Source organism: Nonomuraea sp. NPDC049646 (genome assembly GCF_044465525.1).
Lineage (GTDB): Bacteria > Actinomycetota > Actinomycetes > Streptosporangiales > Streptosporangiaceae > Nonomuraea.
This window is the reverse complement of the sequence record NZ_JBITLU010000009.1, coordinates 16,244-41,801: the sequence shown is the minus strand read 5'-3', so window position 1 is coordinate 41,801 and position 25,558 is coordinate 16,244. Positions and strand designations below refer to the sequence as shown.

Below are 25,558 nucleotides of genomic sequence, written 5' to 3'. Positions count from 1 at the left end.
GAAGGAGGGGAGCCGCACCATGAGTGGTGTCGACCTCGGCACGGTATGGGCGAGGGCCCTGGGCAACTTCCTCAACGAGAACGTGCCCATCCAGCAGCGCACCTGGCTGTCGATGGTCCGTCCGATCGCCCTCGCGGACGACACGATCGTGCTCGGCGTCCCCAACGACTTCCTCAAGGACCTCATCGAGGGCAAGTTGCGCCCGCTGGTGGCCCACGCGCTGTCCCAGGAACTGGGGATGACGATGCGGCTGGCCGTGATGATCGACACCACGGCTCCAGAACAGCCTTTGCCAGACACCCATCAACAGCCTGTGAATGTGCCTTATCCCCAGAGTGTGGATAGCCAGCCGCGTTACACACAGCCGGTGCAACCCCAGCACTACCAGGCATCCGAGCCTCCGCAGTTCTATTCTCCACAGCCCGAGCAGCCTCCGGCGTCCACCGAATATCCACAGCCTTCGTTCTCTTTTGAACAGGTGCAGCCGTACACACCGCCTGTGGAGAAAGCGCCGGAGCCGGCGCCGAATCGCTGGGAAGCGAAGAGCAACAAGCCCAGCGAGCCGGCGCGGCTCAACCAGAAGTACACATTTGAGACATTCGTCATCGGCGCCAGCAACCGGTTCGCGCACGCCGCGGCCGTGGCGGTGGCCGAATCCCCCGCGAAGGCGTACAACCCGCTCTTCATTTACGGCGACTCCGGCCTGGGGAAGACCCACCTGCTGCACGCGATCGGGCATTACGCGCAGAGCCTGTACGACGGCGCCCGGGTGAGGTACGTGAGCTCGGAGGAGTTCACCAACGACTTCATCAACAGCATCCGCGACCACAAGGCCGACGGCTTCCGCGGCCGCTACCGGGCGATCGACATCCTGCTTGTGGACGACATCCAGTTCCTGGAGGGCAAGGAGCAGACGCAGGAGGAGTTCTTCCACACCTTCAACACCCTGCACAACGCCAACAAGCAGATCGTCATCTCCAGCGACCGCGCCCCCAAGCAGCTCATCACGCTGGAGGACCGGCTGCGCAACCGGTTCGAGTGGGGCCTGATCACCGACGTCCAGCCGCCCGAGCTGGAGACCCGCATCGCGATCCTGCGGAAGAAGGCCATCCAGGAGGGCCTGGCCGCGCCGCCCGAGGTGCTGGAGTACATCGCGAGCCGGATCTCCACCAACATCCGCGAGCTGGAGGGCGCCCTGATCAGGGTGACCGCGTTCGCCAGCCTCAACAGGCAGGGTGTGGACCTGCAGCTCGCCGAGGTCGTGCTGAAGGACCTGATCACCTCGGAGTCCGACACCGAGATCACGATCGCGGCCATCATGACCGAGACCGCCAACTACTTCGGCATCAGCATCGAAGACCTGTGCGGCACCTCGCGCAGCCGCGCGCTCGTCAACGCCCGGCAGATCGCCATGTACCTGGCGCGCGAGCTGACCGAGCTGTCGCTGCCGAAGATCGGGCAGCAGTTCGGCGGCCGCGACCACACCACCGTGATGCACGCCGAGCGCAAGATCCGGTCGCTCATCGCCGAGCGCAGGTCGATGTACAACCAGGTCAACGAGCTGACAATGCGTATCAAACAGAGCAAGCGTGGATCTTGATGCTCGTACACAGCCTGTGGAAAACACTGTGGACCAGCGGAAACGCAAAATCGGCGCGTCGGTACGACCACCAATGCCGGGAAAAATCCACCCACAAGGGCTGGGGACGAATCTGGGGACATCCTGAGGAGAACCTGGGGATGACTCGTGGATAACGTGTGGACGGCCTGTGAACAGTCGATCTGGGACTCCAGAAGGCCCCCTCTTACCCCGTGGACAACCTGTGGAAACCTCGTGGATAACCGGTGGATGAACACCCCATGATCTGGGGACGGCCTGTGGGCAACGAAACTTCATCCCCAGGCGGCGAAGTTTCCCCCAGGCGTCACCCACACCCTCGGTGGATGAAAACAGGGGCACTGAGCTGCGAGGACATCAGTTGTCCACAGTTCCCACAGCCCCTAGTGTGATGACCTCTTATCTCTCTTACTAAGAAAATCAAAGACCCATAGAGGGGTTCTCCCCGAACCGCGGTGCGGGAGAGTGAACACTTGAATCAACGACGAACCCAGGAGGCTGATCACCGTGATGTTCCGAATCGAGCGAGACGTCCTCGCTGAGGCGGTGGCATGGACGGCACGCAGTCTCCCGGCGCGCCCGTCGGTGCCCGTGCTCGCCGGCATGCGCCTGGAGGTGACCGAGGGCCAGCAGCTCAAGCTGTCGGGGTTCGACTACGAGGTCTCCGCCGAGGTCACGCTCGAACTCCACACCGGTGAGGCGGGCGTCGTCCTGGTCTCGGGCAAGCTGCTCGCCGAGATCACGCGCGCGCTTCCCGCACAGCCTGTGGACTTCGTGGTGGAAGGCGCCAAGGCCGTCGTCACGTGCGGCAGCGCGCGGTTCACCCTGCTGACCATGCCCGTGGAGGACTACCCGTCGCTGCCGGCCATGCCGCCGGCCGCCGGACGGGTGGGCAGCGACGTGTTCGCCTCCGCCGTCAGCCAGGTCGCCGTCGCGGCGGGCCGGGACGACACGCTGCCGATGCTCACGGGCGTGCGCATGGAGATCGAGGGCGACACCGTCACCCTGGCCGCCACCGACCGCTACAGGCTCGCCGTGCGCGAGCTCAAGTGGCAGCCCGGCCAGCCCGACTTCGCCGCGATCGCGATGATCCCCGGCAAGACGCTCGCCGACACCGCCAAGGCCCTCGGCACCACCGGCGCCGAGGTGGAGATCGCGCTCAGCTCGGCCGGAGGCACCGGCGAGGGCATGATCGGCTTCTCCAGCGCGGGCCGGCGCACCACGACCCGGCTGCTCGACCCCGAGTTCCCCAAGTACCGCTCGCTGCTGCCCACGGAGTTCTCCGCGCGCGCCGACCTGTCCACAGGCCCGTTCGTCGAGGCGGTCAAGCGCGTGGCCCTGGTCGCCGAGCGCAACACCCCCGTCCGCCTGGCGTTCAGGAGCGGCGAGGTCGTGCTGGAGGCCGGCAGCGGCGACGAGGCGCAGGCCGTCGAGGCACTGCCTGTGGATTACGAGGGCGAGGAGATGAACATCGCCTTCAACCACCAGTTCCTGCTGGAGGGGCTCGGCGCGATCGACTCCGACGTGGCGCGCCTGCAGATGACGACCTCGACCAAACCCGCCATCCTCACAGGGGGCAAGCCTGTGGACGAAGGCGCAGGTACGGACTACCGTTACCTGATCATGCCCATCCGCCTGTCGGGCTGATCCCGTCATCGGGGATGATGGAAGCCTGACAAGGGGGTAGAGGAGCGTCATGCAGATCGGCATGGTGGGACTGGGCAAGATGGGCGGCAACATGGCCGAGCGGCTGCGCCGCGGCGGCCATGAGGTGGTCGGTTACGACCGCGACCCCGGCATCAGCGACGTGGCCAGCTTGAAGGAGCTGGTCGGACGGCTGTCCGCGCCGCGCGCGGTGTGGGTCATGGTTCCCGCGGGCAAGCCCACCCAGCAGACGATCGACGAGCTCGGCGAGCTGCTCGACGAGGGCGACATCGTCGTCGACGGCGGCAATTCACACTATGTGGACGACCAGAAGCACGCCGCCGAGCTGCGCGAGAAGGGCGTCGGCTTCGTCGACTGCGGCGTGAGCGGCGGCGTGTGGGGGCTCCAGAACGGCTACGCCCTCATGTGTGGCGGCGAGCAGGCCGACGTCGAGCGGCTCATGCCGATCTTCGAGACGCTCAAGCCCGAGGGCGAGGACGGCTTCGTCCACGCCGGTGACGTCGGTGCCGGCCACTTCGCGAAGATGGTCCACAACGGCATCGAGTACGGCATGATGCAGGCGTTCGCGGAGGGCTGGGAGCTTCTGGAGGCGTCCGACGTCGTCAAGGACGTCAGGGGCTCCTTCAGCAGCTGGCGCACCGGCACCGTCATCCGCTCCTGGCTGCTCGACCTGATGGTCCGGGCGCTCGACGACGACGAGCACCTCGACCAGCTCCGCGGTTACGCCCAGGACTCCGGTGAGGGCCGCTGGACGGTCCAGGCGGCCGTCGACCACGCCGTGCCGCTGCCGGTGATCACCGCCGCCCTCTACGCGCGGTTCGCCTCGCGCCAGGACGACTCCCCCGCGATGAAGGTCGTCGCCGCGCTGCGCAACCAGTTCGGCGGCCACGCGATCACCTCGACCGAGGGCAGCACCGGCAAGGGCGCCGACTCGCCCGGCGCCGACGTGACCCCGCCGCGCGAAGCCGAATAGCCCGGCCCAGCCGGGTCGGTCCGGCCGCGTGGTCCACAGGCCGTCCGGGGAAGCCCGGGGTTTTCCACAGGACGGCACGCCGGTGACACGGGCGGCCCCCGCGGCGGACTAACCTTCGTGGGGTGCATGTCGCCCACCTCTCGCTGACCGACTTCAGGTCCTACGCGTCCGTGGAGCTCGGTCTGGAACCGGGCGTCACGGCTCTCGTCGGGCCCAACGGCCAGGGCAAGACCAACCTGGTCGAGGCCCTCGGCTACGTCGCGACGCACTCCAGCCACCGCGTGGCCAACGACGCGCCGCTGGTGCGGCAGGGGGCCGCGCGGGCCATCGTGCGCTGCGCCGTCCACAGGGACGACCGGCGGGCGCTGGTGGAGCTGGAGATCAACCCGGGGAAGGCCAACCGGGCGCGGCTCAACCGCTCCCCCGTGTCCAGGCCGCGCGACGTCATCGGGCTGCTGCGCACGGTGCTGTTCGCGCCGGAGGACCTGGCGCTGTCCAAGGGCGACCCGTCGGAGCGCCGCCGATTCCTCGACGACCTGCTCGTGGCCAGGGCCCCGAGGTTCGCCGGGGTCCGGGCCGACTACGACCGGGTGCTGAAGCAGCGCGGCGCCCTGCTGCGCACGGCCGCGCAGGCCCGCAGGGGCAGCAGGAGCGCCCGGCGGGCCGAGAGTGACACCGCGTTCGCCGCCGCGGGCGCCGGCGACGTCCTGAGCACGCTGGAGGTGTGGGACGCCCACCTCGCCAGGCACGGCGCGGAGCTGTTGCGGGCGCGGCTGGAGCTCATCGAGGCGCTGCGTCCGCTGGTGGCCGGGGCCTACGCCGCGCTGGCCCCCACGAGCGCCCCCGCGACGCTGGCCTACCGCAGCACGTTGTCCACAGGTGGGGACGGCGCGGAGGACGAAGTCGCCGGTGAGCGGGGATCTCCCGAGGCGCAGACGTTATCCACAGACTTGGGGAAAACCCTTGAACAGCAGCTCCGTGACCGGCTGTCGGAGGTCCGCCAGGCCGAGCTGGAACGGGGCGTCACCCTCGTCGGCCCACACCGCGACGACCTGATCCTGGGCCTCGGCGACCTGCCCGCCCGCGGCTACGCCAGCCACGGCGAGTCGTGGTCGTTCGCGCTGGCGCTGCGGCTGGCCGCCTACGACCTGCTGCGGGCCGACGGCGGCGACCCGGTGCTGATCCTCGACGACGTGTTCGCCGAGCTCGACAGCCAGCGCCGGCGCAGGCTGGCCGAGATCGTCGCGCCGGCCGAACAGGTGCTGATCACCGCCGCCGTGCCAGACGACGTGCCGAAGGAGCTGGCGGGGGCCCGTTTCGACGTCGCTGAGGGGAGCGTGACCCGTGTCCGATGAGCAGCACAACGCGGCGGCCAGGGGGGCCGCCATGGCGAGGGAGAAGCTCGCGCAGGCCAAGGCCGACGCGGCCAAGCGCGGCCAGCTCCCGCGCCGCGAGCCCAGGCGCAAGGCCGGCCCGCGCAGGGAGGCCGGCGATCCCCAGCTCTTCGGCCGGGCCATCGCCGACCTGCTGGCCGACCGCGGCTGGGAGCGCTCGGCGGCCGTCGGCGCGGTGTTCGGCCGGTGGAAGGAGATCGTCGGCCCCGACCTGGCCGCCCACACCCGGCCGGAGTCCTTCGACGACGGCGAGGTGCTCATCGCGGCCGATTCCACGGCCTGGGCGACGCAGGTCAGGCTGCTCGCGCGCACCCTCATCCGCAGGCTCAACGAGGAGCTGGGTGACGGTTCCGTGACAAAGGTCAAGGTCAGGGGGCCGCAGAACGCGCCCCGCCCCACAGGGGGTTTGCGGGTGACCGGAAGCAGGGGGCCCGGCGACACCTATGGTTAGGCGCCGGGGGCGATCAGACCGCCGCAGACGCGATAAGCCCCCTTTCCGAAGGGGGGATGCTTGAGTGGGGGGCAAATCGAGCTAGGGCGCATCACAGGCGCGTGTATTGCCACCACGGGCTCCGGGAAGCGGTAGAATGAAAAAGGATTCCGGACACGTCCGCTTGCGTGTCACCCCGGCAGCAAGCCGACTCCCCCGGGTGACCGCGCATCGGGGCACTCACGACGGTGACGGGCACGGTAGGGGCAGCATGAAGTTGACGGCCTCCCCCGCCGCGTGTCCGCGGCAGGAGGATTTCGCAGTTGTCCTACGACGCTAGCTCAATCACCGTACTCGAAGGACTTGAGGCGGTTCGCAAACGCCCGGGTATGTATATCGGCTCCACCGGTGAGCGCGGCCTGCACCACCTCGTCTACGAGATCGTGGACAACGCGGTGGACGAGGCGCTGGCCGGTTTCGCCACCAGGATCGACATCACGCTGCTGGCCGACGGCGGCGTGCGCGTGGTCGACAACGGCCGCGGCATCCCCACGGGCATCCACCCTGTGGAGAAGCGCTCGGCCGTCGAGGTCGTGCTGACCACGCTCCACGCGGGCGGCAAGTTCGACAGCCAGTCCTACGCGGTCTCCGGCGGCCTGCACGGCGTCGGCTCGGCCGTCGTCAACGCGCTGTCCACCGCCATGGACGTCGAGGTCAAGCAGAACGGCCACTACTGGCGGCTGAACCTCGTCAACTCCAAGGCGCTGGCCCCGCTGGCCAGGGGCGAGGAGACCGACGAGACCGGCACCACGATCACGTTCTGGCCCGATCCCGAGATCTTCGAGACCACCACCTGGAACTACGAGACGCTCTCGCGCCGCTTCCAGGAGATGGCCTTCCTCAACAAGGGCCTGACGATCACGCTCGCCGACGAGCGTCCCGACCACGTCAACGGCGAGCCCCGCACGGTCGAATACCACTACGAGGGCGGTCTGGCCGACTTCGTCAAGCACCTCAACGCCAAGAAGGAGCCGGCGCACGCGTCGATCGTCGCCTTCGAGGAGGAGGGCGACGGCATCGCGGTGGAGATCGCGATGCAGTGGAACAACTCCTACGCGGAGTCGGTGTACACCTTCGCCAACACGATCAACACCGCCGAGGGCGGCACCCACGAGGAGGGCTTCCGCGCGGCGCTGACGACCATCGTCAACCGCTACGCGCGCGAGCAGAAGTTCCTCAAGGAGGGCAAGGACGACAACCTCTCCGGCGAGGACGTCCGCGAGGGGCTGACCGCGATCATCTCGGTCAAGCTGTCCGACCCGCAGTTCGAGGGCCAGACCAAGACCAAGCTGGGCAACACCGAGGCCAAGTCGTTCGTGCAGAAGGCCTGCAACGACCACCTGCGCGACTGGTTCGAGCGCAACCCCGGCGAGGCCAAGGACATCATCAACAAGTCGCTGCAGGCCAGCCGCGCCCGCATAGCGGCCCGCCAGGCCCGCGACCTGACCCGGCGCAAGTCGCTCCTGGAGTCCGGCAGCGGCCTTCCCGGCAAGCTGGCCGACTGCCAGTGGAACGACCCGGAGAAGTGCGAGCTGTTCATCGTCGAGGGCGACTCGGCCGGCGGCTCGGCCAAGGGCGGCCGCGACTCGCGCTTCCAGGCGATCCTGCCCATCCGCGGCAAGATCCTCAACGTCGAGAAGGCGCGGATCGACAAGGTCCTGAAGAACAACGAGGTCCAGGCGCTCATCACCGCCCTGGGCACGGGCGTGCACGACGAGTTCGACATCGCCAAGCTGCGTTACCACAAGGTGATCCTGATGGCCGACGCCGACGTCGACGGCCAGCACATCAACACCCTGCTGCTGACGCTGCTGTTCAGGTTCATGCGGCCGCTGATCGAGGCCGGGCACGTCTACCTGTCCTGCCCGCCGCTCTACAAGATCAAGTGGGACCGGAAGGGCGAGGACGCCTCCTACGCCTACTCCGACGCCGAGCGCGACGCGGTCATCAACGACGGCATCGCGCAGGGCAAGGCAGACCCGCGCCCGCGGGACAACGTCCAGCGGTTCAAGGGCCTCGGCGAGATGAACGCCGGCCAGCTCTGGGAGACCACCATGAACCCGGCGACGCGACTGCTGCGCCTGGTCACGCTCGACGACGCGGCCCAGGCCGACGACCTGTTCAGCGTGCTCATGGGCGAGGACGTCGAGGCGCGGCGCGACTTCATCATCCGCAACGCGCGCGACGTTCGCTTCCTCGACGTTTAAGAAGGACCTAAACCTGTGACGGACGTGAACACCACTCCCCCGGCTGACCGCATCGAACCGGTGGACATCCAGTCCGAGATGCAGCGCAGTTACATGGACTACGCGATGTCCGTCATCGTGTCCAGGGCGCTGCCCGACGTGCGCGACGGTCTCAAGCCGGTGCACCGGCGGGTGCTCTACGCGATGTACGACGGTGGCTACCGTCCCGACCGCGGCTACTTCAAGTGCGCCCGCGTCGTCGGCGACGTGATGGGCACCTACCACCCCCACGGCGACACCTCGATCTACGACGCGCTGGTCCGTCTGGCCCAGCCGTGGTCGCTGCGCTATCCCCTGGTCGACGGGCAGGGCAACTTCGGCTCGCCGGGCAACGACCCGGCGGCCGCGATGCGGTACACCGAGTGCAAGCTCGCGCCCATCGCGATGGAGATGCTGCGCGACATCGACAAGGACACCGTCGACTTCCGCCCGAACTACGACGGCAAGTCGCAGGAGCCCGACGTCCTGCCGGCGCGCTTCCCGCAGCTGCTGGTCAACGGCTCGGGCGGCATCGCGGTCGGCATGGCCACCAACATCCCGCCGCACAACCTGCGCGAGGTCTCGGCCGCCGTCCGGTGGTACCTGGAGAACCCCGAGGCCGACGACGAGGAGCTGCTCGAAGCCTCGATCAGGCTGGTCAAGGGGCCCGACTTCCCGACCAAGGCGCTGATCGTCGGACGCCGGGGCATCGAGGACGCGTACCGCACCGGGCGCGGCTCGATCACCATGCGCGCGGTGGTCGAGGTCGAGGAGGACAAGGGCCGGCAGGCGCTCGTCGTCACCGAGCTGCCGTACCAGGTCAACCCGGACAACCTGGCACTGAAGATCGCCGAGCTGGTCCGCGAGGGCAAGCTCACGGGCATCGCCGACGTACGCGACGAGAGCTCCTCGCGGGTCGGGCAGCGCCTGGTGATCGTGCTCAAGCGCGACGCGGTCGCCAAGGTCGTGCTCAACAACCTGTACAAGCACACCCAGCTCCAGGACACCTTCGGCGCCAACATGCTGGCGCTGGTCGACGGCGTGCCGCGCACGCTGCGGCTCGACCAGTTCATCCGGCACTACGTGGCCCACCAGGTCGAGGTCATCGTCCGCCGGACGCGTTACCTGCTGCGCAAGGCCGAGGAGCGCGCGCACATCCTGCGCGGGCTGCTGAGGGCCCTTGAGCGGCTCGACGACGTCATCGCCCTCATCCGGGCCTCGGAGTCGGCCTCGCACGCCCAGCAGGGCCTCATGGGGCTCCTGGAGATCGACGAGGTCCAGGCGCAGGCCATCCTGGACATGCAGCTGCGCAAGCTGGCCGCCCTGGAGCGGCAGGCCATCCAGGACGAGTACGACGCCCTGATGACCCAGATCGCCGAGTACAACTCGATCCTGGCCAGCGAGGCCCGCCAGCGCGAGATCATCGGCGACGAGCTGGCCGAGGTCGTCAACCGCTACGGCGACGAGCGCAAGACCGAGATCATCGCCTACGACGGCGACATGTCGATCGAGGACCTCATCGCCGAGGAGGAGATCGTCGTCACGATCACCCGCGGCGGTTATGCCAAGCGCACCCGTACCGACCTCTACCGGGCGCAGAAGCGGGGCGGCAAGGGCGTCCGCGGCGCCCAGCTGCGCCAGGACGACATCGTCGACCACTTCTTCGTCACCACGACGCACCACTGGCTGCTGTTCTTCACGAACAAGGGCCGGGTGTACCGGGTCAAGGCGTACGAGCTGCCTGATGCCGGACGTGACGCCCGTGGCATGCATCTCGCGAACCTTTTGGCCATGCAGCCCGACGAAACAGTCATGGAAGTTCTCGACCTCCGCGACTACGACGTCGCCCCCTACCTGGTGCTCGCCACGCGCAGCGGCCTGGTCAAGAAGACGCGCCTGTCCGAGTACGACTCCCCCAGGTCCGGCGGTCTGATCGCGATCAACCTGCGCGAGGACGACGAGGTCATCGGCGCCCGCCTGGTCTCCGAGACCGACGATCTGCTGCTCGTCTCCAAGGGCGCGCAGTCGATCAGGTTCACCGCCTCCGACGAGGCGCTGCGGCCCATGGGCCGCGCGACCAGCGGTGTCATCGGCATGAGGTTCCTCGAAGGAGACGAACTTCTCGCCATGAATCGGATCGCCGACGGTCAAGATGTGCTTATCGCCACGAAGGCTGGGTACGCAAAACGGACGCCAGTGGAGCAGTATCCAGTTCAAGGACGTGGCGGTAGGGGCGTGCTGACTGCGAAAATCGTGAGTTCCCGTGGCAAGCTGGTCGGAGCCGTCATGGTCAACCCAGAGGACGAGGTCTTCGCGATCACGTCTGCCGGCGGGGTGATCCGGACGAGTGCCGGCGAGATCAAGCAGTCCGGCCGCCAGACCATGGGAGTGCGATTGATGAACCTCGCCGAAGGCGACAGCGTGGTTGCCCTCGCCCGGAACGCGGAGTCGATGGAGACTCCGGTGGAGAATGAGGAAGACGGGGGAGGAGAGTAAATCATGAGCGCCCAGGGTGGCACCGCCAGAGCCCAGGCGGCGTCGGGTAACGGACAGCAGCCGAAGAAGTCCACTGAGCCGGAAATCTTCCATTCGGTCGACGGCGAGCAGGACAGGACGCCCGCGAAGGGCGCCGCCGCTCAGCCCCGCTCCAAGGACGAGCCGCAGGCGGAGGGCAACGAGACGGTGCGCATCCGTCCGTCGCTCACCAGCGAGGCGCCTCCGCCCGTCGAGATGCCCAAGAAGAAGTCGTCGAACAACGCGGGGTCCAGGCTGCCCCGCAAGGCACACCTGGTGCTGCGCCGCATCGAGCCGTGGTCGGCCATGAAGTTCAGCTTCGTGGTGTCCCTGGTCTGCTTCGTGGTGCTCTTCGTGGCAGTGGCCGTCCTGTACGGCGTGCTGTCGGCCTTGGGGGTGTTCGACTCACTCGTCGACCTGGTCAACCAGCTCGGCAAGGGTGAGCAGGGACAGAGCTCGATCCCGATCAACATCGCCTCGTGGTTCGAGCCGGTGCGCATCCTCGGGTACACCGCGCTGATCGGCGCCGTGAACGTGGTGCTGATCACCGCTCTGTCCACGCTGGGCGCGGTCATCTACAACATCGCTTCCGACCTGGTCGGGGGCGTTGAGGTGACGTTCAGCGAGGCCGAATAACAGGTTCGGGCGGGGGCTCGTGCCGTACCGGGGTGGCTGGTACGGCACGAGCAGCCCGTCGGACACGGTAAGCTTTTCTCGTCCGAACAACTGGTTCGCCTCCCAGAGGCGAATGCGATACCGTTCGGTGTGCGCGGGGCTATAGCTCAGACGGTTAGAGCGCTTCCCTGATAAGGAAGAGGTCCCAGGTTCAAGTCCTGGTAGCCCCACAGTTTCTCTCAATACAGAGGCCGTTTCCCGAAGATCGGGAGACGGCCTTTTGAGCGTTTGGCGGCAAATTCGCATCGACACCAGCCGGGGGCGCGGCGGCGCTCGGCGTGGGGATTTCGGGTGAGGTCGAAGGACGGTGGGTCGGACGATCCGCCGGCCGGCCCATCACCCGATCCCCGGTCGGCTACCACCGCACCCGGCTGAGGGCCTGCTCGTCTCGGGCGGAACGGCGGGAGCGCGAATCCGCTTCCTACTTGCGGTATTTCGTGAGGGTCACGTCCAGGCGGGCGGCGTTCTTGTACATGCCGGCGTCGATCGGGATGGCCTCGTTGACGAGATCGGTGTAGGCACCGGAAAGCACGCCGTCGGGGTGAGCCGCCACGATGGTCCTGCCCGGCGCGTAGTACCTGGCCTCGCCGATCGCCGCGGCCAGGTCGGAGTCAGAGCTCACCACCAGTGCCGCCTCGCACGCCTTGGTGCACAGGTCGCCGACCAGGTGAGCCGCCAGCCGAACGTCGACCTGCTTCTCCTTGAAGCTGCCGGTCTTGTCGTCGTACTTGGTCTTCCCCATGAACGGCTGGAACTGCTTGCCGTAGACGCGGATGGTGTCCTGTTCGAACTGCTTCTGATCCACCCCGGCCCTGCCGCTCAGCGCGGTGGTGAAGTACTTCACCTTGGCCAGCTTGCCGTTGTACGCCTTCAATAGCTGGTCGCACATTCTGACGACGTCCACCCGCCAGTAGGCGGCGCCCGCACTTTCGCAGATCCCGTAGTACAGATTGGCCGCGTCGACGTAGGCGATCCATCTGCTGTCGCTGTTCAGGACGGTCTCGGCCGCTCCAAATGAGGTCGCCATGGTCGCTTGCCCCTCGTTCCGGTGATTGAGATGTACGGCACCCGGCCCAGGGCCCCCGCGGGCGGCCGGTTCAACCGCGTACGCATTACAACCGTCCGTGATAGCAATACGTTGAATGCCTAATTACCGCCCAGCGGGCTACGAAGCGGGTCCGGATTATCGCCGCATTACAGCAAGGCCGAATTTCACCAGGCCAAGCGTGATGTTGCGGCGTGCCGTCCGCATGCACGGAACCTGAGCTCCAGGGAGACGGCGGCCGAGCTCGGGTGGACGTCCGCACCGCCTACGAGGGCCGGTGGGGATCGTATTGCTGCCGTAGCCTTGTCGCGGCTTGATCGACTGAGGGGGGACATGCGCAAATACGTGGTGGCCGTTGCCGCCGTCTCGTCGCTCTTGGCCGGTTGTGCGATTTCTTTTCCAGGACGGCGCGCGGAATCACCGCCTCACTTCGTGATCGATCCTCCCCCTGTCAATCGCGTGCTCGCAGATCTTTCGAGAAGCGCCAAGGGCAAGGTGTTGCTTCATCATGTCGAAGAGGACGGGCAGACGCACCGCTGGGCCACGAAACTCAGCATGGGGAAATCGTTTCGTCTGGAGGTCGACTGCTTGGGGGCGAGCGGGACGATGATCGTCCGCGTAGACGGATCGCAGCTTCCTCATCAGTGCAATGCCGAGCCTGGGGGTGTGCGCGTCAGCGTGGTCCCCGACCCCGTGGCCGTCCGTAGCGTCAAGGTCGAGGCGCCCAAGGGGGCCAGATGGGCCATTCTTCTTTGGCAGCCGCCGGAAAGTTAGCAGCGACGGCTGTGGACAATGCCAGGGTGCGTGCTGGTCCCTCCGGTGAAGGGGGTGATTCGCGAAGCGTTCGTAGGATCTGGCCCATGGGGATGTACGTCTCGGTCAGAGGGTGGATTGAGTTGGGGTTCGCTCAGAAGCCGGCGGCCGAGCGCATCGTCGCGGACGACGACCCCTACTCCGGCGGGTGGGCGTGGCCGGGGAAGCCCTTCAACTGGACGCTCTACCTGTTCTACGGTGGCGACGTCAGAGAGGGCGCGCTGCACGAGATCCGGGCCAAGGTCGAACGGCTGGCCGCCCTGCCGCCTGTGGACGAGGACGGAGACCGTCCGCGGGGAGTGTTCGTGGTCACCGACGAGCGCGGCCAGGCGCGATGCTGGCACATCCGTGAAGGGACGGTCCTCGACGTCCCGGCGCCGGACCTCGGTTGGCTGGCGACCTAGCGCCGAACCGGCCCCGATCCGAATCGGCCCCGATCCGAACCGGCCCCGATCCGAACCGGCCCCAAACCGAACCGGCCCCAAACCGAACCGGCCACGTCGAACGGGGTGGCAGAATGTCGCGGATGTTGGGAGCGGGGTCGTTGTGGCGGCATCGGGATTTCGTGCTTCTGTGGAGCAGCCAGACCACCAGTTCCCTCGGGAACGAGATCTCCTATCTGGCGTTACCCCTGGTCGCGGGGCTCATGTTGGACGCCTCGCCGATGGAGCTCGGACTGCTGACGGCGGCGCGCCGGTTGCCGGTGTTGTTCGCGTCGTTGCCGGCGGGGGCCCTGAGCGATCGGTGGCGCAAGCGGCCGGTGATGATCGTCACGTTCCTCGTGTCCGGGTGCGCGATGGGGACGGTCCCCTTGGCGGCCGTGGCCGGAGGGCTCACGCTCGGCCAGCTCTACGCCGTGGCGCTGGTGGTCGCGACGTGCGAGGTGTTCTTCACGCCCGCCTACCAGACGTACCCGCTGACGTTGCTCGGGCCTGAGCGGTTGATGGCGGGGAACGCCAAGCTCACCAGCACGGTCACGGTCGCGGGGATGGCGGGGCAGCCGGTCGGCGGGCTGTTGATCTCGCTGTTCGGGCCGGCCAAGGCGGTGCTCGCCGACGCGCTGTCCTACCTGGGAGGCGCGCTGGCGCTCGCGCTGATCCGGTCGCCGGAGGCCAGGCCGGAGCGGAAGGAGCGGGCCCCTCGGCTGCGCGAGCAGATCGGGGAGGGGCTGCGGTACGTCGTCCGCCATCGGGTGATCGGGCCGTTGGTGCTCTACATGGCCACGGTCAGCTTCTGCATCGCCGGGCTGAGCGCGCTGGAGGTCAACTACGTCGTACGGGAGCTCGGCTGGTCGGGGCTGGCGACCGGCCTGGTGTTCGGGGTGAGCATGGCCGGCGGGCTGGCGGCCGGGACGGTCGCGGGGCCGCTCACCGACCGGTGCGGCATGCCGCGCGTGCTGCTCGGGGCCGCCTTCGCGTACCCGTTGTGCAGCGGGTCGATCGGGCTGGTGGGTCCTGGACTGGCCGGGCAGCTCGTGGTGGGCGTCTCGTGGACGTTGATGATCATCGTCACGCTCGTCTTCCAGAGCACCCAGCGCAGTCTGCGGCAGCTCCTGACGCCCAAGGAGATGCAGGGGCGGCTGGCGGCCACGTCCCGCTGGCTCACCTGGGCCGCCACGCCGGTCGGCGCGGTGCTGGCCGGGGCGCTGGCTGGCGGGATCGGCATGCGCGCCACGCTTGTGGTGTTCTCGGCCGGGATGCTGGCCGGTCCGGTGGTCATGTGGTTCTCGCCGCTGCGCACGTCCCGGCGGGAGATCGAGCGGGACGTACGGACGGCGACGGCGGGGTAGCTCCGGGATCGCCGGGTCACACGGCGAAGAGCAGGGCGGCGTTGACCAGGAGGGCGACGGCGGTCGCGAAGTGCACGCCGAAGGCGACCGCCTTGGTGCCGCCGTTGCGCAGCACGATCAGGGTGTCGCCCAGCGGGAGCAGCGCGACGATCAGCATGAACCAGGCTTCGGCCTGGGCGCCGACGAAGGCCAGCAGGGCCAGGCCGAGCAGCCCGTACGTGCCGTCGCGCAGCCCCTTGATGGTCAGGTAGGCCCGGTCGCCGTCCTGCTTGGCGGGGACGCCGTAACCGGTGGCCGCGGCGATCGGGACGAACAGGAAGCGCGCGCCGATGAGCACGACCATCAGGTTGAGGGCGATGGCCAGGCCGTAGGCAATGGTGGTGAGCATGTCCGTCTCCAAGAGCTAGCGTTGCTAGGAACGAGGACGACGCTAGCAGAACAATGACAGAAGCGCTAGCGGTGCTAGAATTGGGAGCATGTCGATACAGGCGCGCCGGGAGCGCGAGCGTGCGGAACGCGAGAAGCTGATCATCACGGCCGCCTGCGAGCTGGCCGAGGCCGAGGGCTGGGAGGCGGTGACGACGCGGCGGCTGGCCGAGCGCATCGAGTACAGCCAGCCGGTGCTCTACAGCCACTTCAAGGGCAAGGGCGCGATCATGGCGGCCGTGGCCGTGGAGGGGTGCGCGATCCTCGCCGACGAGCTGCGCGCGGCCCGTACCGCGGCTCCGGACGCCGGCAGCGCGCTCGCGGCCGTCGGCGCGGCCTACACGGCGTTCGCCGAGCGGCGTCCGGCGCTCTACGACGTCATCTTCAGCCAGAACGTCGATCTGCCGTTCGCCACGCCGGAGGCTCCCGCGGCCCTGCACGCGGCGTTCGGCGAGCTGGTCGAGGGGCTGCGCCCGCACGCCGGCGAGGGGGAGGACCTGCCCCTGCTCACCGAGACCTACTGGGCCGCCCTGCACGGCCTGGTCACGCTCATGCGCGGCAAGCGGCTGCCGGCCGAGCAGCACGAACGCAGGCTGGAGCTGCTGCTGAAGCGGTTCGCGGCCTGACGGTTTGACCCTGTCACCGGCGTCAGCGTTTACCCTCGTTGCCCGCACATCGACGAGAACGGACGACGCCCGTGAGCACCCACCGCACCACCCTGGTCGAGCTGGACCAGAGCTTCTTCGACGCCCTGGTGGCCGACGACCACGACCGGCTGAGGGACCTGCTGGCGGACGACTTCGTCCTAGTGGGCGTCGAGGACGGCGCGGTCGCCGGCAAGGACGTCCTGCTCGACCTGGTGACGTCGGGAAGCCTGCAGTTCCCGAAGATCGACTCGTTCCCCGACGAGGCCATCGTGCGGGTGATCGGGGACGTCGGGATCGTCGTGGGGCGTACCGGGATGAACTTCACGAACCCTGACGGCAGCACGTTCAGCGCCGGCAGCCGGTACACGCACGTGTACGCCGTCGGCCACGACGGGAACTGGCGGCTGGTCTCGGCGCAGGGCACGGCCATCAAGGCGTGACCTGCTCCCTGGCGGAAAGCCGGGTCAGCCGCCCTCCGGCTTCCGCCATTCCGCGGTGACCTTGAGGTGGGCCTCCCCCGTCGATTCGGCGACGACCACTCCGGCCTTGGCGGTCAGCTTCATCCCGAACTCGACCGCGACCACGTCGGGCGGCTCCGGGCAGGACCGCATCCGGCGCAGGACGTCGGTGGCGAAGGTCTGGACGCGCTGGAGGCCCGCGCCCAGCGCCTCCGGCATGCGTTCGACGGTCGCGCGGGCCCGTCCGGCGGGGAGGGGCTCGTCGCCGGGCCGCTCGTTGACCTCCACGAGCACGGTGCCGCCGTCGTCGAGGGGTACCTCAAGGAAGTAGCGCATGATCGGCCTCCTGTCCTGGGACAGGTGCAAGCATGGTGGACGGGCCCGCCCGGCGGAGGCTGTTTCGCCGTTGGGGCTCCGGGCCGCTGCGGAAACGGCGCAAAGTTATCCACAGGTTGGGGGTAGTTGTCCACAGTCGTGGACAAGTCTGAAATCATTGACACGATGTCTGGATTGTTTTACCTTCCCTGCTTGTGATGTCGTACGAGGAAAAGGGCGCCTGGGTCCATCTCGTGGCGACGGCCGGCGCCTACGTGGCCTACGTCATCGTCATCCTGGGCCGGGCCGGCGAGGGCCCGATCAGCGCCGTCCCCTATGTCGCGCCGATGGCGTGGGCGATCGGGATCAGCGTCGTGCTGTCCATCGCGGGCCGTATCGTGGTCGAGATCGTGAAGCCCAGCGAGAGTCACAAGAGCGACGTGCGAGACAGGGAAATCAACCGTTCCGCCCAACATGTCGGAGGTGTCGTCCTGGCCGCCTCCATGGTGGTCCCCCTTGGCCTGACCATGGCGGAAGCCGACCATTTCTGGATCGCCAACGCCATCTACGCCGCGCTCGTCCTGTCCACTCTGGTGGCCACCCCGCTGCGGCTGCTCGCCTACCGGAGGGGCCTGTAGGCATGGGCAAACCGACCAAGGTCACCAACTCCATCAGGGCCCTGCGGTTCGCGCACGGGGAGATGACGCAGGCCGAGCTGGCCCAGCGGGTCGGCGTCACGCGGCAGACCGTCATCGCCATCGAGCAGGGCCGGTATTCACCCTCTCTTGAGGTGGCCTTTCAGATCGCCCGGGTGTTCCGGGTGCCTCTGGACGACGTCTTCCAGTACCCGGACGCCGAAGGCTAGTTATCCACAGGCTCGTCGGTTTTCCACAGGCTGTCGAGAGCGGTGGCGACGGCCGCGACGGCGTCGTGCGCGGAGCGGATGCGGGCGGTCTGGGACTCGTCCGTCCAGCCGAGGCGCAGGCCCTCCTCGGCCAGCGCGTCGAAGGCCGTGAACGCGGCCAGTTTCTGGCGCAGGACCTTCGGCCAGGCGTCGTCCTCGATCCGGTAGTAGACGTTGCGCTCCCCCGGCCTGCGCAGCTTGTGGACGACCCGGATCGACGTCAGGAGCTGCATGGTCGTCGTCAGGGACGCGCGGCTCGCGCCGATGGCGTCGGCGAGGTCGGAGGCCGTCTGCGCGGGCGGGTCGCAGACCATGAGCCAGCCCAGGACGCGGCCGGTGATCGGAGCCAGCCCCCACTCCTCGGAGACGAAGTCCGCCACCCGCTCGACCCAGTCGAGCAGCTGCTCCCGGCCCGGACCGTCCGGCGACTGCATGTGGGACCCTCTCCATCGACATCGCTCTGTGTGAGTCGTCACATACTAGGAGCAACGCGGGGTGCCCTGCTGAGGCCGGAGCCGTGATCGTCGGGGGTGTTCGCGCGAGCGGTTCATGCGTCCTGGAGAGAGGCGGAGGGCGCCTACCGGGAGAAACGGGCCCTCGTCCGCATGTCGCGCACCTGCTTCAGCGCTCGGCCATCCGCCTGAGCTGCTGCTCCCTGGCTCCGGCGTCGCCCGGCAGGCCGCGCTCGGCCAGCAGCCCGGCGACGCGCTCGCGGACCTCGACGGGTTGGCGGCCGTCGTACTTGAACTTGGCACGCGCCTCCACCACCGTCAGCCGCAGCCCGCGCAGGCCGGGCAGCTGCCGGTGGTACGGGCCCTCGCCGGCCGCCACGACGCCGTGCGCGCCGTCGGGCTGGAAGTGGGCGAGCTGGCGGCGCAGGATCTCGGCCTTGACCTCGGGGTCGTCCACCACCTCGGCCCGGCAGGCGAGCTGGACGGAGGCGTAATAGCTGGTGGGCACGCCGGTCTCGGGGTCGCCCGTGCGCCAGCCGCCGGGGATGTAGGCGTAGTCGTCGTGCACGCTCAGCAGGACCGCCGGATCGCGCTCGATCGCCGCCCACACCGGGTTCGGCCTGGCCAGGTGGAGCAGCACCTCCCCGGCGGCGGCGTCGAAGAGGAAGTGGGTGGGGACGACGACGGGCGGGCCGCCGCCGGGGCCGTTGGCGGCCAGCTGGCCGAAGTCGCGGGTGGCCAGCCAGGCGCGCCACTCGTCGTCGTCGCGTGCCGCGTCCCAGGGGTGAATGAGCACGTGAAACCCTCCCGCCGAGCTTTGTATTAGTACAGTATGTACTTTGTGTCAGAAACATACAGGATCGTCGGTGGGACGGCCAGCGAGATCGCGGCGGGCGTCGAGGCCGCCGTGTCCGCGGGCCTGCTGCCGCCCGGGGCGCACCTGCCGCCCGTGCGCGAGGTGGCCGCCACGGCCGAGGTCAGCCCGAACACCGCCGCGGCCGCCTACCGGCTGCTGCGCGAGCGCGGGATCGTCGAGACGGCGGGCCGCCGCGGCACGCGGGTCCGGCCGCGCCCGGCCACCACGACCCGAGAGGAGATCCGCATCGAGGTGCCGCCGGGCGTGCGCGACCTGTCGCACGGCAACCCCGACCCGGCCCTGCTGCCGCCGCTGCACGAGGCGCTCGCCGCCGCCGCCAGGGCGCACGAGCAGCGTCCGGCCATGTACGGCACGGGTGACGACGAGGAGCTGCTCTCGCTGGCCGCCGCCCGGCTGCGTGCGGACGGCGTGCCCGCCGCGCCGCTGGCGATCACCTCCGGCACCCTCGACGCGGTGGAACGCGTCCTGAACGCCCACCTTCGTCCCGGTGACGCGATCGGCGTCGAGGACCCCGGCTGGACGGCCCTGCTCGACCTGGTCGCCGCCCTGGGGCTGCGGCCGGTCCCGATGCGGCTGGACGACGAGGGCCCGCTGCCGGACGAGCTCGACCGGGCGTTGCGGGCGGGCGTACGAGCGGTGGTGATCACCGCCCGCGCCCAGAACCCCACCGGAGCGGCCGTCACCGCCCGGCGGGCAGCGGGCCTGCGCGCCCTGCTCGCCACCCGCCCCGACGTGGTGCTGATCGAGGACGACCACGGCGCGAGCCTGGTGGACCTGCCCCTCCATCCGCTGGCCGGCGTGACCACCCGCTGGCTGCTCACCCGCTCGACGGCCAAGGCGTTCGGCCCCGACCTGCGGCTGGCGCTGGTCACCGGCGATCCCGTCACGCTCGACCGGCTGCGCGGGCGGCAGCGGCTGGCCGCCGGCTGGGTCAGTCATCTGCTCCAGCGCGCGGTCGCCCACCTGTGGCGTGCACAGGCTGTGGACACCGCCGCCGTGGCCGCCGCGTACGCCGGTCGGCGGGACGGCCTGATCGACGCGCTGGCCGCGCGTGGCCTGCGGGCGCACGGTCGCAGCGGGCTCAACGTCTGGGTCCCGGTCGCCGACGAGACCACCGCCGTCACCCGGCTGCTGGCCCTCGGCTGGGCGGCCGCGCCGGGCGCGCGCAACCGCGTCCGCACGCCGCCCGCGCTGCGGCTGACGGTCTCCACGCTGCGGCCCGGCGAGCTGCCGCGCCTGGCCGACGACCTGGCCGCCGCCCTGCGCCCGCCCACGTCCGGCCGGTACGGCTGACGTCCCGGGCAGGCCCCGCGATCAGCGGTTCGGCTCCAGGGACATCGCCGGGCACGGCTCGGGGCGGCGGGGGCGCCGCGGGCGGCTTACCGAGTGGGCCAGGACGCCCAGCGCGCCCACGATGAGCACGAGCAGGGCCGCACTGGTGGCCGCGGGCCAGCCGGCGTCCAGGGAGCCGAAGAACACCGCGCCGGTGATCGTCCCGCCGAGCACGCCGCCGGTCTCCTGCACGGTCCCCAGCACCCCGGCCGCCGCGCCCGCCCGCTCCCGGCGTACGGACGCGAGGACCGACGACAGCAGCGGCGACATGACCAGCCCCATCCCCGCGCCCGCCACCAGCAGCGCGCCCGCCACCAGGTACGGCGACTCCCCCGCCTGGAGGAGAAGACCGAGCCCGAGCAGCAGCGCCAGCGGGCCGGCCGGGCGCGGGACCCGGGCCGCGCGCGGCGAGGCCAGGAAGAAGCCCACGTTCAGCGCGGTGCACACCGCCCCGGCGGCCAGGGGACCGAGGCCGAGGCCGTCCTGGAGGTGGAGGGCCAGAACGAACGACAGGCCCGCGGAGGTGCCGAACAGCAGCGCGACCGCCGCCAGCCCGGCCGTGAACCCCTTCTCGCCGAACACCGCCAGGTCCAGCAGCGGTTCCCGGCCGGTCGCCGCCAGCCGCCGCTGCCGCCGGACGAACGCCGCCAGCATGAGCGCCGCGCCGCCCAGGCACGCCCACGTCCACTGCGGCCAGCCCTCCTCGCGGCCCTGGACCAGCGGCAGCACGACGCCTGCCAGCCCCGCCGCGACCAGCGCCGCCCCCGGCAGGTCCAGCCCCGCACGCGACCCGGCCCCGGCGACCCGGGGGACCAGCCGCCCGGTCACCGCCAGCGCCGCCAGGCCGATCGGCACATTGACCAGGAAGCACGCCCGCCAGCCGAGCCCGAGGGGATCGGCCGCCACCACCAGCCCGCCCACGACCTGGCCGCTCATCCCGGCCAGGCCCACCACCGTGCCGTACCAGCCGAACGCCCTGGCCCGGCCCGCGCCCGGGAACAGCGTCCCGATCAGCGTCAGGACCTGCGGCGCGAGCAGCGACGCCGCGACGCCCTGCGCCACCCGGGCGAGCACGAGCGCGGCGGCGTCCGGCGCGCCGCCGCAGGCCGCCGAGGCGAGCGTGAACAGGGCCAGCCCGGCGGCGAAGAGGCGGCGCGGCCCGTACAGGTCGCCGAGCCGTCCCGAGACGATCAGGCCCGCCGCGTACGCCAGCCCGTACCCGGCGACCACGAACTGGCTCGCCGCGTCGCCCGCTCCCAGGTCGGCGCGGATCGAGGGCACGGCCACGTTCGCGACGAAGAAGTCGAGCGTGGTCATGAACACCGCGACCAGCACCACGGGCAGGGCCGCCCAGCGAGGACCGAGGGACATCAGGGACTCCAGGGGAGGGAGGAACCGGGCGGTGGAAGAACACCGGCGGACGCCGGACGGTTGACCCCGGCTGCCAGTGCCCAGGTCACGTCCCTCACCCTGGAGCCAGGCGATTACGGTTTCCTGCTGATGGGCTACGGATTCAGCGCCATAATGACGCTCAATGCCGAAATTTCAGGGGTTGGGGGAGTTTGCCGCGGCGATCGCCCCCGTCATCGACGCGGCCCACGTCGACGTGCACGCCGCCGCCGGCAGAGCCGTCCTGGACCTGGCCGAGCGCACCGGCCTGACCTGCGGCCTCCTCAACGACCTGCGCTTCGTGCTCCCGCTGCGCCCGGTGACCGCGGCCGCGCTCGCCGCCGTCCACCGGTACGGCGACGTCACCGAAGCCGTCGGCGTCCACCTGCGCGAGGGCACGCTCGAACGGGACGCCGGAGGCGCGTTGCGGCTCACCTCCGAGGGACGGGCGTTCGTGGACGGCCTGTACGCCGCGCACGCCGAGGCGGCCGGCCGCGTCTGGGCGGGCCATGACGTGGCCGGTCTCGCCGCGTCGGTCGGCGGGGTGCTCGACCGGGCCGTACGCGTGCCGGGCGGCGCCCTGGAGGTGATGGCGCCGCCGTACGAACCGGACGCCGCCCCCGCCGGCCTGCTGCTGTTCAACCGGCTCGCCGCGCTGCGCTACCACCGGGCCGACGCGCACGCCGAGTCCTGGCGCGCGGCCGGGCTGACCGCGGACGGGATCGTCGCGCTGAAGGACGGTCCCGTCCGGGCCGCGATCGAGGCCGAGACGAACCGGCGGGCCGCCGACCCGTACCGGGCCATGACGGACGACGACCGCCAGGCCCTGTACGACGGCCTCCGCGGGCTCGTCTGAAGCACCGCGAGGAGCCACTACGACAGCGCCACGAGGAGCCCCTTCGGGAGGAGCCTCTTCGGCAGGGCCGTGGACGGCCCGGCCTAGAGTGCCGCCAGCAGGCGGCCCACCTGCGTGCGGTCGTTGACTCCCAGCTTCTCGTAGGCCGCCTGCAGGTGATTGGCCGCCGTGCGGGTGGACAGCGTCAGCCGGTCGGCGATCTGCCGGTTCGTCAGCCCGGCCGCCGCCAGCTTGACGATCTCCCGCTGGCGCGGCGTGAGCTCCGGCGTGGCCAGCTCGACCAGCGCGGGCGTCGAGACCCCCGGGCACCGCCTGGCCAGCGCCCACGCCCTGGTCTGCGCCCCTCTGGCCAGCGTGCCCCGGCCGTCCCGGCGGTGGGCCGCCGACTCCTGGGCGAGGGCCTCGGCGGCGTAAAGGATCAGGCCGAGCCGTTCGAACTCGGCGGCGACGTCCCGCAGCTCGGCGGGGTCGCCCGCGGCCCGCGCGTGCCGCGCGAACAGCCCGGCCAGCGGCCCGTCCACCCGTTCGGCGAGCGCGGACAGCCGCCGGGCCGCCAGGGCCGGCGCGCCCAGCCGCACCAGGTCGTGCAGCGCGAACATCAGGTGCCCGGACTGCTCGTGCCGCTCGGCCAGCCCGGCGGCCGTCAGGCACAGGCTCACCGCCTGGTCCAGGTCGCCCGCCGAGGCCGTCACCCAGACCGCGGCCTGCAACGCCGGCTGCCGGGTGAACGCCCACCGCGCGGCCGGCCCCTCGGCCTCGGCCAGCGCGGCCCGCGCCGCCGCCGTCTCCCCCAGCAGCGCCCGCGCGTGGGCCAGCTCGGCCAGGCAGCGCCCCCGGTACGGCGTCCCGGGGGGCAGCCGGGCCGCGTCGTCCCTGGCCCAGCGGGCCGCGCCGGCCGCGTCGCCGCGCAGCCTGCCGACCATCGCCCGGTACGCCCCGAACCCCGACACCGGCTGCTCGGCCGCCGCCGGCTCCATGCCCTCCGCGGCCGTCCGCTCCGCCGCGTCCAGGCGGCCGGCGAACACCTGGGCGGCGCAGCGCGCGTCCAGCAGCGCCGGGAGCGCGTACGGGGCGTCGTCGTCCCAGTCGTCCCGGTTCGCGAGGGCCCGCCCGGCCACGGCGAGCGCGCTCTCCGTACGCCCGGCGTAGGCGTCGGTCCAGGACTCCAGCGCGGCCGCGTGCGCCGCGCCGCGCACGGTCGTCGGCTCGCACGCGCGCGCCCGCTCCAGCGCTTCCGCGGCCCCGGCCAGCCGACCGGCGAAGAAGTCGGCGACGCCCCGGTAGACGTGCGCCTCCTGCCGCCAGGCCGGATCGGTCAGGGACCCGGCGGCCAGGTCGAGCACCCGGCACGCCTCGGCGTCGGCGCCCGCCCAGGCGAGGTTCATGCCCTGGCTGAAGGCGTGCTGGGCGCGCTCGCCCTCGGTGACGGCGTTCCTGGCCGCCTGCCGCAGCGCCGTCAGCGCCGTGTCCTGGTCGCCCAGCACCATCAGCACCTGGCCGAGCAGCGCGACCGCCGCCACGCCCCCGCCCGCCTCGATCGCGGCCCTGGCCAGCCGGGCGGCCAGCCGCGGGTCACGCCTGGCCCAGGCCAGGCCCGCGGCCGACAACAGCAGCTCCGGCGCGGCGGCCGACCCGCTGTCCAGCCGCCAGACGGCCGCGCGCAGCTCGTCCTCGCGCCGCCGCAGGCCGCTGGCCTCCAGGGCCTCGGCCAGCGTCCGCAGCCGCCGCCTGGCCCGCAGGGTGCCGCAGTCGCCGCGGATCACCTCGCCGTACAGGGGGTGGCCGAGGCGTACCTGCTCGCGCCTGCCCTCGCCGGTGACCGTGACCAGGCCGCGGGCCTCGACCCGCTCGACCGCGCGCGGCGAGGTCAGCGCGACCAGCAGCTCGGCGCCCACCGGCGCGCCGTACGCCACCAGCTCAAGCACCTCCCGCTCGTCCTGGTCCAGGTGGCCGATCCGGGCGCCGACCAGCTCGCGCAGCCGGGTCGTCATCGACAGCTCGCCCCGCCAGCGCCACTCGCCGCCGCTCTCGGCCAGGCAGCCGGACGTGCGCCCGGCATGGACGACCTCGCGCAGGTAGAGCACGTTCCCGCCGGTGACGGCCGCCAGACGCCGTACGGTCCCCTCCGCCACCTCGCCGCCGAGCGCGCCCGCCAGCACCTGGCCGACCTCGTCGGGGCCGAACGGCGGCAGCTCGACCCTGGTCAGCAGCTCGTCCTTCCACAGCGCGGCCACCGGCGCGGGCAGCGGATCGCCCGTACGCACCGTGACCAGCACCCTGGCCTCCCCACCCGCGGCCAGGTAGTGCACCAGCGCCGCCGACGCCGCGTCCAGCCGGTGGGCGTCGTCCACGCTCACCAGCAGCTCTCCCTCTCCCCTGCGCAGGTGCCGGGCGGCCCAGCGCAGCAGGTTCTCGCCGCCCCGCGGCGGCCCCGTCAACACATGGGCGAACGCCCCGAACGGGATCGTCGACGCGGTCTCCGTGCCCAGCACGCGCACGACCTCGTACCCGTCGAGGCCGGCCAGCGCCTGCGCGGCCAGCCTGCTCTTGCCGACGCCCGCCTCACCGGCGATCATCGCGCCCGCTCCCGACCGCAGCGCCGCGCGCACGGTCGCGATCGATCCCCCTCGCCCGACGAACGGCCATCCACTCCCCAGTTGCTCGCTCATCGTGCCTCCTCTCACCACAGATGGTGGCGAGC

At 70.5% G+C, this 25,558-nt stretch carries 24 protein-coding genes and 1 tRNA gene; 18 read left to right on the top strand and 7 right to left on the bottom strand.

The window, feature by feature from the left end; all coding sequences use genetic code 11:
- Positions 1-19: 19 nt before the first annotated feature.
- The 9 genes from dnaA (at position 20) to ACIBQ8_RS26500 (ending at position 11,724) form a co-directional block, all read left to right on the top strand.
- The gene (dnaA, locus tag ACIBQ8_RS26540; RefSeq protein ID WP_397178777.1) at positions 20-1,600 is read left to right on the top strand and encodes a chromosomal replication initiator protein DnaA; all 1,581 of its coding nucleotides are present in this window, start codon (positions 20-22) and stop codon (positions 1,598-1,600) included.
- Positions 1,601-2,125: 525 nt separating this feature from the next.
- Positions 2,126-3,265 carry a DNA polymerase III subunit beta gene (dnaN, locus tag ACIBQ8_RS26535; RefSeq protein WP_352324554.1) on the top strand — a complete coding sequence of 380 codons (1,140 nt, stop codon included), beginning with the start codon at positions 2,126-2,128 and terminating at the stop codon, positions 3,263-3,265.
- 49 nt (positions 3,266-3,314) lie between these two features.
- The gene (gene gnd, locus ACIBQ8_RS26530; RefSeq protein ID WP_397193247.1) at positions 3,315-4,256 is read left to right on the top strand and encodes a phosphogluconate dehydrogenase (NAD(+)-dependent, decarboxylating); all 942 of its coding nucleotides are present in this window, start codon (positions 3,315-3,317) and stop codon (positions 4,254-4,256) included.
- 122 nt (positions 4,257-4,378) lie between these two features.
- Positions 4,379-5,611 (top strand): DNA replication/repair protein RecF, encoded by a 1,233-nt coding sequence (recF, locus tag ACIBQ8_RS26525; RefSeq protein ID WP_397178779.1) that lies wholly within the window; start codon positions 4,379-4,381, stop codon positions 5,609-5,611.
- Positions 5,601-6,101 carry a DUF721 domain-containing protein gene (locus tag ACIBQ8_RS26520; protein WP_397178780.1) on the top strand — a complete coding sequence of 167 codons (501 nt, stop codon included), beginning with the start codon at positions 5,601-5,603 and terminating at the stop codon, positions 6,099-6,101. Before recF ends, ACIBQ8_RS26520 begins: the two co-directional genes overlap by 11 nt.
- 323 nt (positions 6,102-6,424) lie before the next feature.
- Positions 6,425-8,347: a DNA topoisomerase (ATP-hydrolyzing) subunit B gene (gene gyrB, locus ACIBQ8_RS26515; RefSeq protein WP_397178814.1), complete on the top strand. Its 1,923-nt coding sequence runs from the start codon at positions 6,425-6,427 to the stop codon at positions 8,345-8,347.
- Positions 8,348-8,362: 15 nt separating this feature from the next.
- On the top strand, positions 8,363-10,861 hold the full coding sequence (gene gyrA / locus ACIBQ8_RS26510) for a DNA gyrase subunit A (protein WP_397178781.1): 2,499 nt from the start codon (positions 8,363-8,365) through the stop codon (positions 10,859-10,861).
- A gap of 3 nt (positions 10,862-10,864) precedes the next feature.
- Positions 10,865-11,515 carry a DUF3566 domain-containing protein gene (locus ACIBQ8_RS26505; RefSeq protein ID WP_397178782.1) on the top strand — a complete coding sequence of 217 codons (651 nt, stop codon included), beginning with the start codon at positions 10,865-10,867 and terminating at the stop codon, positions 11,513-11,515.
- 135 nt (positions 11,516-11,650) lie between these two features.
- A tRNA-Ile gene (locus ACIBQ8_RS26500) sits at positions 11,651-11,724 on the top strand.
- Between the two features lie 251 nt (positions 11,725-11,975).
- On the opposite strand, the gene ACIBQ8_RS26495 is transcribed toward ACIBQ8_RS26500, so the two are convergent.
- Positions 11,976-12,581: an NYN domain-containing protein gene (locus ACIBQ8_RS26495; protein ID WP_397193246.1), complete on the bottom strand. Its 606-nt coding sequence runs from the start codon at positions 12,579-12,581 to the stop codon at positions 11,976-11,978.
- A 351-nt stretch (positions 12,582-12,932) separates the two neighbouring features.
- On the opposite strand from ACIBQ8_RS26495, the gene ACIBQ8_RS26490 reads away from it, so the two are divergent.
- From ACIBQ8_RS26490 to ACIBQ8_RS26480, 3 genes are all read left to right on the top strand, one after another.
- A complete protein-coding gene (locus tag ACIBQ8_RS26490; protein ID WP_397193245.1) occupies positions 12,933-13,373 on the top strand; it encodes a hypothetical protein in 441 nt (146 codons plus the stop codon).
- A 122-nt stretch (positions 13,374-13,495) separates the two neighbouring features.
- Positions 13,496-13,816 (top strand): hypothetical protein, encoded by a 321-nt coding sequence (locus ACIBQ8_RS26485; protein WP_397193244.1) that lies wholly within the window; start codon positions 13,496-13,498, stop codon positions 13,814-13,816.
- A 122-nt stretch (positions 13,817-13,938) separates the two neighbouring features.
- Positions 13,939-15,201, top strand: coding sequence for an MFS transporter (locus tag ACIBQ8_RS26480; protein ID WP_397193243.1), 1,263 nt, complete (start codon positions 13,939-13,941; stop codon positions 15,199-15,201).
- A gap of 16 nt (positions 15,202-15,217) precedes the next feature.
- On the opposite strand, the gene ACIBQ8_RS26475 is transcribed toward ACIBQ8_RS26480, so the two are convergent.
- Positions 15,218-15,589: a DUF4267 domain-containing protein gene (locus ACIBQ8_RS26475; RefSeq protein ID WP_397178786.1), complete on the bottom strand. Its 372-nt coding sequence runs from the start codon at positions 15,587-15,589 to the stop codon at positions 15,218-15,220.
- Positions 15,590-15,677: 88 nt separating this feature from the next.
- Between ACIBQ8_RS26475 and ACIBQ8_RS26470 the strand changes: the two genes are divergently transcribed.
- Together ACIBQ8_RS26470 and ACIBQ8_RS26465 are read left to right on the top strand one after the other, a co-directional pair.
- Complete coding sequence (locus tag ACIBQ8_RS26470) at positions 15,678-16,253, top strand: TetR/AcrR family transcriptional regulator (protein ID WP_397193242.1); 576 nt, start codon at positions 15,678-15,680, stop codon at positions 16,251-16,253.
- Positions 16,254-16,324: 71 nt separating this feature from the next.
- Positions 16,325-16,714 carry a YybH family protein gene (locus ACIBQ8_RS26465; RefSeq protein ID WP_397178788.1) on the top strand — a complete coding sequence of 130 codons (390 nt, stop codon included), beginning with the start codon at positions 16,325-16,327 and terminating at the stop codon, positions 16,712-16,714.
- A 24-nt stretch (positions 16,715-16,738) separates the two neighbouring features.
- Here the strand turns inward: ACIBQ8_RS26465 and ACIBQ8_RS26460 are convergent, their stop codons facing one another.
- Positions 16,739-17,068, bottom strand: a complete 330-nt coding sequence (locus ACIBQ8_RS26460) for a CU044_2847 family protein (protein WP_397193241.1) — start codon at positions 17,066-17,068, stop codon at positions 16,739-16,741.
- A gap of 197 nt (positions 17,069-17,265) precedes the next feature.
- Here ACIBQ8_RS26460 and ACIBQ8_RS26455 point away from each other — a divergent pair, with 197 nt between their 5' ends.
- Complete coding sequence (locus ACIBQ8_RS26455) at positions 17,266-17,685, top strand: hypothetical protein (protein ID WP_397193240.1); 420 nt, start codon at positions 17,266-17,268, stop codon at positions 17,683-17,685.
- 2 nt (positions 17,686-17,687) lie between these two features.
- On the top strand, positions 17,688-17,912 hold the full coding sequence (locus ACIBQ8_RS26450) for a helix-turn-helix transcriptional regulator (protein WP_357974147.1): 225 nt from the start codon (positions 17,688-17,690) through the stop codon (positions 17,910-17,912).
- Here ACIBQ8_RS26450 and ACIBQ8_RS26445 read toward each other — a convergent pair.
- Together ACIBQ8_RS26445 and ACIBQ8_RS26440 are read right to left on the bottom strand one after the other, a co-directional pair.
- On the bottom strand, positions 17,909-18,385 hold the full coding sequence (locus ACIBQ8_RS26445) for a GbsR/MarR family transcriptional regulator (RefSeq protein ID WP_397193239.1): 477 nt from the start codon (positions 18,383-18,385) through the stop codon (positions 17,909-17,911). The two genes, ACIBQ8_RS26450 and ACIBQ8_RS26445, sit on opposite strands and share 4 nt — an antisense overlap.
- A gap of 187 nt (positions 18,386-18,572) precedes the next feature.
- Positions 18,573-19,199 (bottom strand): FMN-binding negative transcriptional regulator, encoded by a 627-nt coding sequence (locus ACIBQ8_RS26440; RefSeq protein ID WP_397193238.1) that lies wholly within the window; start codon positions 19,197-19,199, stop codon positions 18,573-18,575.
- A gap of 45 nt (positions 19,200-19,244) precedes the next feature.
- Here ACIBQ8_RS26440 and ACIBQ8_RS26435 point away from each other — a divergent pair, with 45 nt between their 5' ends.
- Positions 19,245-20,573: an aminotransferase class I/II-fold pyridoxal phosphate-dependent enzyme gene (locus ACIBQ8_RS26435; RefSeq protein WP_397193237.1), complete on the top strand. Its 1,329-nt coding sequence runs from the start codon at positions 19,245-19,247 to the stop codon at positions 20,571-20,573.
- 21 nt (positions 20,574-20,594) lie between these two features.
- On the opposite strand, the gene ACIBQ8_RS26430 is transcribed toward ACIBQ8_RS26435, so the two are convergent.
- Positions 20,595-21,983, bottom strand: coding sequence for an MFS transporter (locus ACIBQ8_RS26430; protein WP_397193236.1), 1,389 nt, complete (start codon positions 21,981-21,983; stop codon positions 20,595-20,597).
- 181 nt (positions 21,984-22,164) lie between these two features.
- Between ACIBQ8_RS26430 and ACIBQ8_RS26425 the strand changes: the two genes are divergently transcribed.
- Complete coding sequence (locus ACIBQ8_RS26425) at positions 22,165-22,857, top strand: hypothetical protein (protein WP_397178795.1); 693 nt, start codon at positions 22,165-22,167, stop codon at positions 22,855-22,857.
- Positions 22,858-22,940: 83 nt separating this feature from the next.
- Here the strand turns inward: ACIBQ8_RS26425 and ACIBQ8_RS26420 are convergent, their stop codons facing one another.
- On the bottom strand, positions 22,941-25,526 hold the full coding sequence (locus tag ACIBQ8_RS26420) for a LuxR C-terminal-related transcriptional regulator (RefSeq protein ID WP_397193235.1): 2,586 nt from the start codon (positions 25,524-25,526) through the stop codon (positions 22,941-22,943).
- Positions 25,527-25,558 lie beyond the last annotated feature (32 nt).